General features: G+C 74.3%; 11 protein-coding genes. 6 read left to right on the top strand and 5 right to left on the bottom strand.

The window, feature by feature from the left end; all coding sequences use genetic code 11:
- Nucleotides 1-23 precede the first annotated feature (23 nt).
- Complete coding sequence (locus ABD823_RS12055) at nucleotides 24-512, bottom strand: DUF2867 domain-containing protein (protein WP_344858843.1); 489 nt, start codon at nucleotides 510-512, stop codon at nucleotides 24-26.
- A 431-nt stretch (nucleotides 513-943) separates the two neighbouring features.
- On the opposite strand from ABD823_RS12055, the gene ABD823_RS12050 reads away from it, so the two are divergent.
- The 3 genes from ABD823_RS12050 to ABD823_RS12040 all read left to right on the top strand — a co-directional run bounded on the left by ABD823_RS12050 (nucleotide 944) and on the right by ABD823_RS12040 (nucleotide 3012).
- Nucleotides 944-1921 (top strand): ATP-binding protein, encoded by a 978-nt coding sequence (locus ABD823_RS12050; protein WP_344858841.1) that lies wholly within the window; start codon nucleotides 944-946, stop codon nucleotides 1919-1921.
- Between the two features lie 64 nt (nucleotides 1922-1985).
- Nucleotides 1986-2372 carry an SCO5389 family protein gene (locus ABD823_RS12045; protein ID WP_344858839.1) on the top strand — a complete coding sequence of 129 codons (387 nt, stop codon included), beginning with the start codon at nucleotides 1986-1988 and terminating at the stop codon, nucleotides 2370-2372.
- A 298-nt stretch (nucleotides 2373-2670) separates the two neighbouring features.
- Nucleotides 2671-3012, top strand: a complete 342-nt coding sequence (locus ABD823_RS12040; protein ID WP_344858837.1) for a HepT-like ribonuclease domain-containing protein — start codon at nucleotides 2671-2673, stop codon at nucleotides 3010-3012.
- A 33-nt stretch (nucleotides 3013-3045) separates the two neighbouring features.
- Here the strand turns inward: ABD823_RS12040 and ABD823_RS12035 are convergent, their stop codons facing one another.
- From ABD823_RS12035 to ABD823_RS12025, 3 genes are all read right to left on the bottom strand, one after another.
- Complete coding sequence (locus ABD823_RS12035; protein WP_344858835.1) at nucleotides 3046-4113, bottom strand: LLM class flavin-dependent oxidoreductase; 1068 nt, start codon at nucleotides 4111-4113, stop codon at nucleotides 3046-3048.
- Nucleotides 4114-4120: 7 nt separating this feature from the next.
- Nucleotides 4121-4783 carry a ribonuclease HII gene (locus ABD823_RS12030; RefSeq protein WP_344858833.1) on the bottom strand — a complete coding sequence of 221 codons (663 nt, stop codon included), beginning with the start codon at nucleotides 4781-4783 and terminating at the stop codon, nucleotides 4121-4123.
- Nucleotides 4784-4892: 109 nt separating this feature from the next.
- Nucleotides 4893-5828, bottom strand: coding sequence for a LysR family transcriptional regulator (locus ABD823_RS12025; protein ID WP_344858831.1), 936 nt, complete (start codon nucleotides 5826-5828; stop codon nucleotides 4893-4895).
- 95 nt (nucleotides 5829-5923) lie between these two features.
- Between ABD823_RS12025 and ABD823_RS12020 the strand changes: the two genes are divergently transcribed.
- From ABD823_RS12020 to ABD823_RS12010, 3 genes are all read left to right on the top strand, one after another.
- Nucleotides 5924-7159: a pyridoxal phosphate-dependent aminotransferase gene (locus ABD823_RS12020; protein WP_344858829.1), complete on the top strand. Its 1236-nt coding sequence runs from the start codon at nucleotides 5924-5926 to the stop codon at nucleotides 7157-7159.
- A 296-nt stretch (nucleotides 7160-7455) separates the two neighbouring features.
- Entirely contained in the window at nucleotides 7456-8100 is a 645-nt protein-coding gene (locus tag ABD823_RS12015) for a GNAT family N-acetyltransferase (RefSeq protein ID WP_344858827.1), read from the top strand.
- Nucleotides 8101-8456: 356 nt separating this feature from the next.
- Complete coding sequence (locus tag ABD823_RS12010; protein ID WP_344858825.1) at nucleotides 8457-11561, top strand: AfsR/SARP family transcriptional regulator; 3105 nt, start codon at nucleotides 8457-8459, stop codon at nucleotides 11559-11561.
- A gap of 342 nt (nucleotides 11562-11903) precedes the next feature.
- Here ABD823_RS12010 and ABD823_RS12005 read toward each other — a convergent pair whose 3' ends face one another.
- Nucleotides 11904-13346 (bottom strand): DUF7059 domain-containing protein, encoded by a 1443-nt coding sequence (locus tag ABD823_RS12005; protein WP_344858823.1) that lies wholly within the window; start codon nucleotides 13344-13346, stop codon nucleotides 11904-11906.
- Nucleotides 13347-13352 lie beyond the last annotated feature (6 nt).

Genomic DNA, 13352 nt, shown 5'->3' with positions numbered 1-13352 from the left:
GGCGCCGGCACGCGCCCGGCGCGTCACGCGTGCGCCGCCGCCCCCGCCCTCGCCATCCCGGAGACCACCAGGTGGTGGAAGGGACGGATGACGTTGAAGTAGACCGGGCCGGTCCAGCGGTGGTACTTCACGATGGTCACGACGTGGAAGCGGCCGGGCTCGGCGACCACCGCGAGCCACGCGGTCAGGTGCGACTCGGTGGAGCCCGCCACGAAGTAGCGGTCCTCCTCCGCCGCGGCGACGGTGAAGAAGCCGAGCTTCTCCCCGGGCGTGAACGGGACGTCCCGCGGGCGCGTCCCCCGTGCCGAGGGCAGTTCTTCCTGCCGCATGCCGAGCAGGCGCACGAACCCGGCCCTGACGCGGTAGAGGAAGCGGATCCAGCCCGGCTCGTAGGAGACGAACCCGGCGAGGAACTCCCTGAGGGTGACCTCCCCCTCGACGGTCTTGACGTCCACGTGGTCCGCGCCCTCGGTGTAGGCGCGCAGTTCCGGGGATCGTGCGGCGTCCGGCATGGTCGCTCCCGCTCTGCAGAAGGGGACGCGGCGCCCGTCGGCGGGATCTCCGCCCGGCCCGCCGCGATCTCTCGGAACGACGATTCCACACGGCTCCGCCGGGGTCGCGGGCGGGGCGGGTCCAGTTGCCCGGCGGCCTCGCGAAACCTCAGCCCCGCGAAACCTCAGCCCCGCTAAACCCCGGTCCCGCGAACCGGCCGGCCGGCCGGTCACGACCGGTGACCGCCTCCGCCGGCTCCCGGCCCGCCGGATCCCCATGCGACGGTTGAGGGATACCCGCCCTCCGGCGGCGTACCGCCATGACATGCCTTTCTTCCCGCCAACGGCGCACCAGGATTCCCGCTGATCCTCCTGCGCGCGCTCACGCACCGTGGCATGATGGCCACCCGTACGGGTTGCAATGGTTTTCATAATCAGATTGGATCGTCATCGTGAGGGTGGCATTCGTCGGCAAGGGCGGCAGCGGCAAGACGACGCTCTCGGCCCTGTTCGCCAGATACACAGCACACCGGGGCGGGCCGGTCGTCGCCGTCGACGCCGACATCAACCAGCACCTGGGCATGGTCCTGGGCGTCGAGGAGCACGCGCTGCCCCGCCCCATGGGCTCCCACCTGGCCGAGATCAAGGAGTTCCTGCGCGGCGAGAACCCCCGCATCACCTCGGCCGCCGCCATGGTCAAGACGACCCCGCCCGGCCGCGGCTCCCGGCTGCTCCGCCTGCCCTCCGCGGACGGCCCGGCCGACGACCCGGTCCACACCCGCTTCTCGGTCCCGACCCCGGAGGGCCCCCGCCTGATGGTCACCGGCCCGTTCAGCGAGGAGGACCTGGGCGTGGCGTGCTACCACTCCAAGGTCGGCGCGGTCGAGCTCTACCTGAACCACCTGCTGGACGGCCCCGGCGAGTACGTCGTGGTGGACATGACCGCCGGAGCCGACTCCTTCGCCTCCGGCCTGTTCACCCGCTTCGACATGACCTTCCTGGTCGCCGAGCCGACCCGGCAGGGCGTCGGCGTCTACCGGCAGTACCGCGACTACGCCGCCGACTACGAGGTGCCCCTCGCCGTCGTCGGCAACAAGGTCCACGGCCCCGACGACGTCGCCTTCCTGCGCGAGCACGTCGGCGACGACCTGCTGGTCTGCCTGGAGCACTCGGCCGCCGTGCGCGCCATGGAGCAGGGCCGCCCGTTCACCCTGGACGACCTGGAGCCCGCCAACGCCCGCGCCCTCGGCACCCTGCTGGCGCACGTCGACGCCCAGGAGAAGGACTGGGAGCGGTTCGGCCGCCAGACCGTCGAGTTCCACCTGCGCAACGCGCGGGCCTGGGCGAACCGGGCCGTCGGCGAGGACCTCGCCGCCCAGGTCGACCCGGAGTTCGTCTTCGGGCCCACACGAGTGTCGCTCCACGGCTAGGTGGAGCGGTGACCGGGGCCGATCTAGTGTCGGAAAGATCCCCTTCTCGAGAGGAGAACGCAGCATGTCGCTGACCGTTCCGAACGACCTTCTCGCCCAGGCGAAGGCCGGCGAGGTGGACGACGCGGCGTTCGTCGCCTGTGTCCGCGACTCCCTGCCCTACGCCTGGTCGCTCATCAGCGACCTGGTCGCCGAGCGGGAGCGCACCGGCGCCGAGTTCGCCGACAACACCGTCCCCCCGCCGAGCGAGGAGGCCCGCGGCCAGCTCCTGCGCTGCCTGGCCAGCGACGCCATGCGCGGGGCACTGGAGCGCCACTTCGGAGTGAAGCTGGCCTTCCAGAACTGCCACCGGGTCGCGGTCTTCGACCCGTCCGCCACCAAGGCCCGCGCCGAGTTCACCACCGCCCGCTCGCAGATCCTCAACCAGTCCCCCGAACTCGTCGACTGCTGACCAGGCCACACCCCAGGGCGCGGACACATCCGTCCGCGCCCTGGGCATTGCCGAAGTGGCACGCGGTGGGGATCGGCCGGACAGTGACGTCGATCTCCTCTACGTGCGTGCCGCAGGATCGGCTCCCGGCCTTTCGAGATCATGACTCTCCAGGAGGAGCTGGAAGACCTGTCCGGCCGTCCTGTCGATCTGTTGGCCAAGCCGTACCTCAATGAGATCACCAAGGAGGAGGTCCTCCACGGCGCCCAGGTCCTCTATGCGGCCTGGCGAGCTCTACCGTGTAGACATCGTGAAAGCCGTGCGATCGATCGCGGCCTTCCTCGAAGGCGCCGAAGAGACCCGATGGCTCAGCGACGAGCAGTTGCAGTCGGCGGTGCAGTGGAAACTGATGAACATCGGCGAGGCCGCCAGCGGAATCAGTGAAGCGACCCGGACCAGGCGTCCCGATGTCCCGTGGAAGAGGATTCACGGCTTCCGCAACGTTCTCGCCCACGCGTATTTCTCCGTCGGCCTGGACGCGGTCTGGACGACATGCAACACCTCCATCCCAGCGTTGGAGAAGGATGTCCTCGATCTTCTCTGGCTGATGGACCCCGACCGGGCACGCCGCTTCGGATCACCTCACGGAGATCTCGGATAGATCCCCGTCACAGCGGGATCCCCTCCGGGCCGCTCAGCGCACCCGGGGCAGGACCTCGGCGCCGAGGCGGCGGATGTTCTCCAGGGTGCGGGCGTGGTCGCCGGCGCCCTCGACCATGAGGATCAGGTGCCGCAGGCCCGTCGCCGCGGCGGTCCGCTCGATCGAGGCGACGCAGTGGTCCGCCGAGCCGACCGGGTGCGTCGCGCACAGGAAGTCCACGTACGCCCCGACGTCCCGGCGCGGCCGGGGCCGCCCGTCCACCGGCACGTAGCCCGCCAGCCCCGGCTCCAGCCAGCGCGGCATGCTCTCCTTCAGCTCCCGTACGGCCTGCGCCGTCGAGTCGGCCACGTACCCGACGGCGGCGGCGACGTGCCCGGGGTCGCCGTCCTCCGGCAGGCCGGGCCCGGCGGGGCCCGACACCGCCGGGGCACGCACCGGTCCGCCCCCGCGGAGGCCCCGGCCGGGACCCCGGCCGCCGGCCAGCTCCCGGTAGGACCGGATCGCCTCCGCCTTCTCCTCGTCCCCGACGTGCATGCCCAGCAGCATCGGCAGCCCCCGCGCGGCGGCCAGCGCCACCGTCGGAGGCGAGGTGCACGCCACCACCGGCCGCAGCCGCGCCGACGGGACCACCGGCACCGGCCGGAACCGGAAGAACTCCCCGTCGGCCGCCACGGTGTCCCGCTCCAGCGCCGAGCAGAGCAGGTCGAGCGACTCGGCGAAGCCCCGCTCGAACCTCTCCAGCCCCGTGCCGAACACCTCCAGGTCCACCCACGGCCCGCCGCGCCCCACGCCGAGCGTGAAGCGCCCGCCCGAGACCTGGTCGAGGATCGCCGCCTGCTCGGCCAGGTCGACGGGGTGCCGGGTGGACAGCACGCTCACCGCCGTCCCCACCCGGATCCGGCTCGTACGGCCCAGCGCCACCCCGGCCAGCGTCGCCGCCGACGGGCACACGCCGTACGACATGAAGTGGTGCTCGGCGATCCAGGCGTCGTCGAACCCGGCCTCCTCGGCGGCGGCGACCGCCTCCACCGTGTCGCGCAGCACCTGACCCGGCGGGCGCCCGGGGAAACCCGCCGCGACGAGGAAGACACCGATCCGCATCCGCCGCCTACCCGAAGAGCCCGAGCTGCTCCCCGCCGGCCTCGCGGTGTTTCCGCAGGTGCCGCCAGCGGGGCAGCTTGTCGAGGTAGGACCAGGACAGCCGGTGGTGCGCGGTCGGGCCGTACTCGGCCAGGGCCTTCTGGTGGACCGGGGACGGATAGCCCGCGTTGCGGGCGAAGCCGTACTCCTCGCAGCCGAGGGAGGCCATGTAGGCGTCGCGGCGGACCTTGGCGACCACGGAGGCGGCGGCGACGGAGACGCACGACAGGTCGGCCTTGACCTCGCACCGGACCCGCCAGGGGGCGCCGAGGTAGTCGTGCCTGCCGTCCAGGATCACCGCGTCGGGCTCGACCGGCAGCTCCGCCAGGGCGCGGCGGGCGGCCCGGCGCAGCGCCTCGGTCATGCCGAGGGCGTCGATCTCCTCGTGCGTGGCCTCACCGTACCCGATGCCGGCCGCCCAGGCGGTGATCTCGCCGACCATGGCCTCGCGGCGGGCCCGGCTGAGCAGCTTGGAGTCGGTGAGCCCGGCGGGCGGCTCCGACAGGTCGGTGACCACCGCGCAGACCGCCACCGGCCCGGCCCAGGCGCCCCGGCCGACCTCGTCGATGCCGGCCACCAGCTTCGACCCGCCGTCGGACAGCAGGCGTTCGAGCGCGTAGGAGGGAGGCACAGCGGGAGTTTAGTGCGCAGGCGGGCTCCCGCGGGGCGCGCGGGCCCCGAGCGCGGAGCCCGGGGACCCGGACGCCCGGGGTCCGGAGGCACGCCCGGGCCCCGGAGGTTCAGGGCGCCGCGGGTTCGAGCGCGGTGAGGTCTCCGGCGAGGTAGCGCGCGGCGGTGTGGATCGCCCGGAGGGTCACCGCGACGGCGGGGCGGTTCACGCTGGAGGTGCGGACGACCGCGTACACGTCGCGGCCCGCGGGGGCGCCCGGGATCTCCCGTACGGCGATGCCCCGCACCCCGGCGGCCAGGGCCAGCGCGGGCACCGCGGCGATGCCGACGCCCTTGGCGACCAGGCTGAGGATGGTGCTCAACCCCTCGAACTCCCACGGCACCGGCCGGCCGCCGCCCACCTCGGCGAGCATCTGGTCGACCGCCATGCGGGAGGGCTCGCCGTCGGGGGTGGCCATCCACGGCTCGTCGCGCAGCCGCCGCAGGTCCACCGGCTCGTCGGGGGAGGCCAGACGGTGCCCGCGCGGCACCACGAGCACCAGCGGGTCGCGCAGCAGCGGGAAGATCCGCATGGTCGGCGACTCCCGCATCCGGCCGTACCAGTCGTCCACCAGGGCGATGTCCGCCGCGCCCGACTGGACCTCGCGGGTGCCCCGCCCGGCGCGGCCCTGCCGCATCCGCAGGGTCAGCGCGGTGTGCCGGCGGAGCAGCCGGGCCAGTGCGGGCGCGAAGGCCACCGCCGCGGTGGGGAAGGCGGTGAGGGTGACCCGGCCGGACGGGGTGCCCGCCTGGGCGGACAGGTCCGACTCCGCGGCCTCCACCATGGCCAGGATGCGCTCGGCGTGCTCGACCAGGCGGCGGCCGGCGTCGGTCAGCTCGGCGCTGCGGGCGGTCCGGTCGATCAGCGCCGCCCCGGCCTCGCGCTCCAGCGCGGCCAGTTGCTGGGAGACCGCAGAGGGGCTGTAGCCCAGCGACGCGGCGGTCGCGGCGATGCTCCCCTTCCGGGCGAACTCGCAGATCAAGGCCAGACGGCGCAGATCCAGCATCGCATTTCCTTATGCCCACCCACACGAACCGAAGCTTGTCCTTACGCCTGCATCCCATCACGCTGGGAACGTTCCGCAACAGAGGGGGAAAAGGCATGAATGTCACTCTTTCTGCCACTTTGGCAGCCAACGAAGACATCGAACGGAGGCGGCACGCGGGCCAGCGCGTGCTGAACCTCGCCTTCGGGGAGGCCGGCCTCCCGGTCCACCCGGCCCTGCAGGAGCGGCTCTCGGCCGCCTCCGGCCAGAACGGGTACGGCCCGGTCGCCGGGGCGCCCGCGCTGCGCGAGGCCGCGGCCGGCTACTGGACCCGCCGCGGCCTGCCCACCGACCCCGCCCTCGTCGTCTGCGGCCCCGGCAGCAAGCCCCTGCTGTACGGCCTGCTGCTCGCGATCGGCGGGGACATCGTGCTGCCCGTGCCGAGCTGGGTCAGCTACGCCGCCCAGGCCGACCTGGCCGGGATGCGCTCCCTGCCCGTCGCGACGCTCCCCGGCGAGGGAGGAGCGCCCGACCCCGACCGGGTGGCCGCCGCGGTGCGGCGCGCCCGCGCCGAGGGGCGGCAGGTGCGCTCGCTGCTGGTCACGCTCCCCGACAACCCCACCGGGACGCTCGCGAGCGCCGAGACGGTCAAGAGGCTCGCCGAGCTCGCCCGCGACCTCGACCTGGTGATCATCTCCGACGAGATCTACCGCGACCTCGTCCACGACCCGGCCGCCGGCTTCGTCAGCCCCGCCGAACTCGCCCCCGAGCGGACCGTCGTCACCAGCGGGCTCAGCAAGAGCCTGGCCCTGGGCGGCTGGCGGATCGGCGTGGCCCGGCTGCCCGCCGCCGGCCTGCGCGACCGGCTGCTCGCGGTGGCCAGCGAGATCTGGTCCAGCCCCGCCGCCCCCGTCCAGCAGGCCGCCGCCTACGCCTACACCGAACCCGCCGAGCTCGTCGAGCGGGTCGCCGCGAGCAGGCGGCTGCACGCCGCGGTCGCACGGGCGGTGCACGCCCGCCTCGTCCGGACCGGGGTGCGGACGGACCTGCCGCGGGGCGGCTTCTACCTCTACCCCGACTTCACCGGCGCTCCGGGCCTCGACGGCCTCACGACCTCCGCCGGCCTGGCCGCCCGCCTGCTCGACGAGCACGGGGTCGGGGTGCTGCCCGGCCAGGTCTTCGGCGACGACCCGCGGGCGCTGCGCGCGCGGGTGGCGACCAGCCTGCTGTACGGCGAGACCGCCGAGCAGCGGCTGGCCGCGCTGAGCGCCCCCGACCCCCTCGGGCTGCCCTGGATCGCGGCCTCCCTCGACCACCTCGGCGAGACCCTCGCCGCGCTGACCGCCCGGTGACCCGCGCGGAGGACGTTCCGCACACCACCCGGCGACCCGCACGGAGGGCACCGCGCGCGCCGTGCGGCGACCCGCGTGCAGGGCGCCCGGCCGCCGCGTTCCGGGACCCCGGATCCCGGCACGTTGCAGTTTGGACAACGCGCCCGGCCCTCCACCGCCTCGGGGACGGGCTCCACCCGCCTGACCTGCTGGTTCACCTGTCCGACCGCGCTCCGGCGGGCACGTCGCCTGATGCTCACGGAGATGTCCCGCGCCATTTGGCATTAGACGCCGTAGAGAGCCCTCATCATGTGCTCATGCCCGCTTTTGTCACCCTGTCCGGGCGCCTCGTGCGCCTGGAACCGCTCAGCCTCGAGGTCGTCGACGACCTGGTCGCGGCGGCGAGTGAGGACCGTACGACCTACGGCTTCACCCGCGTCCCCAACGGCCCAGGCGAGATGGCCTCCTACGTGGAGGCCGCGCTGGCTGAGCAGGCGGAGGGCCGCACGATGCCCTTCGCCATCCGGTGGCTGCACACCGACCGCATCGTCGGTGCCACCCGTCTCATGCACCTGGAGTACTGGCAGGGCCCCATGCCCTGGCCGCCGGGTGCGCGTGGCGCGGTGGGCGAGGTCCCGTCCGTGGCGGACATCGGTTACACCTGGCTGGCGGCGTCGGCCCAGGGCACCGGTGTCAACCGGGAGAGCAAGTACCTGATGCTCTCCCTCGCCTTCGAGACGTGGCAGGTCCACCGCATCACCCTGAAGGCAGACGTACGGAACGTACGCTCCCGGGCCGCCATCGAGGCCCTCGGCGCGCACCTCGACGGTGTGCGGCGGGCGGAGAGCCGAGGCGCCGACGACACGGTCCGAGATACCGCGTACTACTCGATCCTGAGCTCCGAATGGCCGCTCGTGCGAGAACGCCTGCGCGCGCGGCTCGGTCTGGTCGAGGCCGCGTAAAGCACACCCCGTCACCATCCCACGACCACAGCACATGGACGAAGGCCCGCCCGGGAGCCCGGGCGGGCCTTCGTCCACCGGCGGCACCCCCTGCCACCGGTCTTCCACCGGCGGCGCCCCCGCCGCCGGTCCCCTTCTTCCCACTCCGGTCCCCTGTCCCGGCCGCCGGGCACGACCGCCCCCGTACGGGGCCATGCCCGGCATGTCGCAAGAATCCCGCCGACGGCTCAACGCCCGATCAATGGACGATCAACCCCTGCTCGACGGCCGGTCGGCCCCCGATCGCCTATGGAGCAGGGGGAAAAGGATCTATATTTGGCAGAAAAGCGTCCCATTAAGGGTGGAGAGTACGGGTCATGGCTGCTCCCGACGGCGAGGGCGGGCTGCGCTTCGCCGTACTCGGCCCCGTCCAGGCGTGGCGCGACGGTGCCGAGCTGGATCTGGGCACCCCGCTGCAACGTTCCATAATCGCGATGCTGCTGCTGCGCGAGGGCCGCGCCGTGACGCCGACCGAGATGATCGACGGCGTCTGGGGAGAGGACGCGCCGCCCCGCGCGCTGGGCGCGCTGCGCACCTACGTCTCCCGGCTGCGCGCCGTACTCGAACCGGGCCGCTCCCCCCGCACCCCGCCGGAGCTGCTCACCTCGGTGGGCCGCGGCTACGCGCTGCGCCTGGGCGGCGCCTGGTTCGACCTGGTCCGCTTCGAGGACGCGGCGCGGCGGGCGGAGGCGGCCCGCCGGGCCGGAGACCTGCGCGGGGCGGCGGAGAGCCTGCGCGCGAGCCTGGCGCTGTGCACCGGCGAGCCGCTGGCCGGAGCCGTCGGCCCCTACGTCGAGCACCAGCGCGGCCGGCTGGCCGAGCGGCGGATGACCGCGCTGGAGACCCTCATGGACCTGGACCTGGAGCTGGGCCGGCACGCCGAGGTCGTCTCCGAGCTCATCGCGCTCACCGCCGACCACCCGCTCCGCGAGCGGCTGCGCGCCCAGCTCATGCTCGCCTACTACCGGTGCGGGCGGCAGGCGGACGCGCTGGCCGTCTTCACCGACACCCGCCAGGCCCTCATCGACGAGCTGGGCGTCGACCCCGGCCCCGAGCTGACCGCGCTGCACCAGCGCATCCTCGCCGGCGACCCCGGACTGGCCGCCCCCGCCGAGCCGGTACGGCTGCGCACCGCACCGCCCGAGCCCCCTGCCGCGCCTCCGGCCCCGGAGGGCGGCGGGTTCGAGCCGCCCGAGCTGCCGCGCCCGGCGCAGCTGCCCGCGGCGGTGAACGACTTCACCGGGCGCCGCCAGATCACCGACCGGCTCCGCGCCGTGCTGTCCGCCGCGGAGGGCGCGGCGGACGGGGCGGGGGACGGCGCCGAGAGTGGCGCGGGCGGCGTCCCGGTGGCGGCCGTCTCCGGCATCGGCGGCGTCGGCAAGACGACCGTGGCGGTGCACGTCGCCCACGCCATGCAGGACCGCTTCCCCGACGGGCAGCTCTACGCCGACCTGCGCGGCTACGGCGACGAGCCGACCGCGCCGGAGTCGGCGCTGGCCGCGTTCCTGCGCGGGCTGGGCCTGCCCGCCGACGTCATCCCGGACGGCCTGGCCGAGCGCTCGGCCCTGTTCCGCTCACTGCTGGCCGACCGCCGGATCCTGGTGCTGCTCGACAACGCCCGCGACGCCGCCCAGGTCGCCCCGCTGCTCCCCGGCGCCGCGGGCTGCGCGGCGATCGTGACGAGCCGCCACAAGCTGGCCGACCTGCCCGCGGCGCGCCTGATCGACCTGGACGTGATGGAGCCGGACGAGGCGCTGGCGCTCTTCGCCGCGGTCGCCGGGCCCGAGCGGGTGGACTCCGAGCGGGCCGCCGCCATGGACGTAGTCGCCGCCTGCGGTTTCCTGCCGCTGGCCGTACGGATCGTCGCCGCCCGGCTGGCCGCCCGCCCCACCTGGACGGTCGCCTCCCTGGTGCCCCGGCTGGCCGACGAGCGCCGCCGCCTGGACGAGATGCGCGTGGGCAACCTCACCGTCGAGTCGACCTTCGCCCTCGGGTACGGCCAGCTCACCCCGGCCCAGGCCCGGGCCTTCCGGCTGCTCTCGCTACCCGGCGGGCCGGACATCTCGGTCTCCGCGGCCTCGGCGGTGCTCGGCCTGGACCCCACCGAGACCGAGGACCTCCTGGAGTCCCTGGTGGACGCCAGCCTGCTGGAGGCCCCGGCCCCCGGCCGCTACCGCTTCCACGACCTGCTCAAGCTCTTCGCCCGCCGGGTCGCCGAGCGCGAGCCCGACCCCGACGGGGAGCCCGGAGCGGACGCCGCGGGTTCCGCGCCGGGCGCGGCCGGTCCCGGGGCGAGGGCGCTGCGCAGGCTGCTCTGCTTCCACCTCGCCTCCGCGCGATCGGCGCACCGGCTCGCCTACGAGGGCAGCACCATCGCCGACCGGCTCGCCGTCTCCGCCTGCGGGCACGACTTCTCCTCCGCCGACGAGGCCGTCACCTGGCTCTCCGTCGAGGCCGAGGGCCTGTTCGCGTCCATCTCCCAGGCCGCCGCCGGGGCGCCGGACGCCGACGCGCTGCTGCCCGCGGCCGACCTGCTGCTGGCCATGGAGCCGCTGCTGGAGTCGGGCAGCCACGTCCGCGAGTTCGACCTGCGGATCCGCGAGCTGCTCGCCGCCGCCCGCCGCCTGGCCGCGCCCTCCTGCGAGCTGCGCTGCCGCTACGTGCACGGCCGGCTGCTGTTCGGCATGAACCGGCTCGCCGAGGCGGAGGAGGAGTTCCGGGCCGTGCTGGAGCTGTCCGCGTCGGGCGACCGGATCGTCACCGGTGAGACGCTCAACGCGCTGGCCGTGGTGGTCGGGCGGCAGCGCCGCCACACCGAGGCCCTGGCGTGGTTCGACGCGGCCCGCAAGGCCTTCCGGGAGATGGGCGCGCCGGGCGGCGAGGCCCTGACGCTCAGCTACTCCGCCCGCGACCACCTGTTCCTCGGCCAGCCCGAGGAGGCGATCGCCGCCGCCGAGCAGGGGCTGGCGATCTTCAGTGAGATCGGCTCCGCCGCCGGCACCGCCCGCGCCCGCTACCACCTGGGCATCGTGCTGTCCCGGGTCGGGCGGCTGAACGAGGCGGTCCACCACCACGCCGAGTGCCTGGCCTTCTTCCGGGCAGGCAACCAGCGGGTGTGGGAGCAGCGGGTCTGCGCCCGCCTCGCCGAGACGCTCATCGCCGCCCAGCGGTTCGCCGACGCGGCCCGCCACGCCGAGCAGGCGCTGACCGTCAGCCGCGAGATCGGCCACCCGTACGGCGAGGCGCAGGCGCTGTGGGTGCTAGGCCGGGCGCTGTCCGGACTGGGCGAGACCGAGCGCAGCCGCGCCTGCCTGGTCCGCGCCCACGACCTCTTCGCCCGCCTCGGCGCCCCCGAGACCGGGGACCTGCGCGCCCTCCTCGACCGCGACCAGGTCGGCGACGGGACCGAGCCCGTCGTATAGGGCGTCGTCGAGGCGCGTCATCCACACGTGGTTGATCACCGGGCTCCCATCTGCGCTGTGCTGACCGCTGTGCCGATTGCGACGCCGCACGCCGCGGCCCGGGGGGCCGGCGCCCTCTCGCGTCAGGGGTCCGGCCGGTCGTCAAGGCCACCGTCCGGCGCGTAGGGGGCCCGGGATATCCGGTACGCCGCTCGGTGACCAGCCGCCTCTCACGACGACCGGCCGGACGTGCGGCGCGGATCCACAACCCCCCGGATCCGCGTCCGCCCCCCGAGCGTCCTCCGCCGCGTTCAACATCCGATCAACAAGCGATCGCCGAAGATGTCCACAGGCTGTGGACAGTCACCCTGTGGATATGTGGAAAAACCCTTCGGCGATCAGCAGGCGGAGCCGCTCCAGGGCCTTGCCCGGCAGCTCGTCGCCGTTCTCCCCGGTCAGGTCGGCTATCGCGGTGAGCAGCGGGGCCAGTGGATACTCGCCGTCGCAGACGCCCGCGAGAGCCGCCTCCACCGTTCCCACCCGCGCACTGCGGCACAGCCCCCGGGTCTGCCGGAGCACGATCGTGGCCGGATCCTCCGCGCCGGGCGGGCCGATGCGCTCCTCCACCACCCCGGGATCCACCACCAGCCGGGCCGCGAGCAGCTCGGCGTCGGACAGCCGGTGCGCCGCGGTGATCGAGCCGAGCACCTCCTCCACGTAGCCGCCCACCGGCAGCTCCACGCGCCCGCCGTACTCCTCCACCCGGACGACCGGGTCGAGGGTGCCGGAGTCGTGCAGGGTGATCCAGCCGAAGCCGACCCCTGTGACGCGCATCGCCTCGAACCAGCCGAGCCAGTCGTCGTAGAGCCCGCGGTAGCGGTCGGTGCCCTGCTCGGCGGCGTCACGCAGCCACAGCTCGACGTACTCGGCCGGGTCCTGGACGTCCCGCTGCACCGCCCAGCCGTCGCAGCCGGCCAGCGTCAGCCAGCCGCCGACCCGGTCGCGCCAGTCCTCCCCCTCCACGTGCAGCCAGTTGGCCAGGAGCTGGCAGGTGCCGCCGGGGTTGAGGAAGCGGGGCGCCTGCCGTACGAGGTCGCGGCAGAAGCCGTCGGCCTCGAAGCCGGACTCGCGGTAGGTGAACCGGCCGGCGGGGGAGATCACGAACGGGGGGTTGGAGACGACCAGGTCGAAGCGCTCGCCCTCGACCGGCTCGAAGAGCGACCCCTCGCGGGCGTCCACCCCCTCGATCCCGGACAGGGCCCAGCTCAGCCGGGCCAGCTCCAGGGCGCGGGGGTTGACGTCGGTGGCGGTGATCCGGCCGGCCCGGCCGGCCAGGTGCAGCACCTGGACGCCGCAGCCGGTGCCCAGGTCGAGGGCGGCGTCCACCGGGCGGCGGGACACCAGCTGGGCGAGGTTCGCCGAGGCGCCGCCCGCTCCGACCACGTGGTCCGCACGGAGCGCCGGGTCCCCCGGCCTGACCTTCCGGTCGGAGACGACGTAGCCGCCGGTCTCCCACGGCTGGAGGTGGACGCGGGAGACGACCCTGGGCCCGTCGGCGGCCAGCAGGCCCGCGGCCGTCAGCTCGGCCGCGGGAAGGCCCGCGGGCGGCTCGACCGGGACGCCGAGCCACCACAGCCGGATCAGCGTGCCCAGCGGGTCTCCGTCACGGGTGGCGCGCAGGGCGGGGACGAGCTCCTCGCGGGAGAGGGCGGTGGCGGCGACGTCGCCGAGGCGCTCGCGCACGCCGTCGATGGTGTAGCCGGTCTCGAGCAGCAGCTCGCGGAGCCGGTCCAGCGGATCTTTCACCGGCCT

The organism is Planomonospora alba, from assembly GCF_039534085.1.
In the GTDB taxonomy this organism is placed as follows: Bacteria; Actinomycetota; Actinomycetes; order Streptosporangiales; family Streptosporangiaceae; genus Planomonospora_B; species Planomonospora_B alba.
Note: the sequence above shows the minus strand (reverse complement) of the source record. Positions and strands in the feature narration are given on the sequence as shown.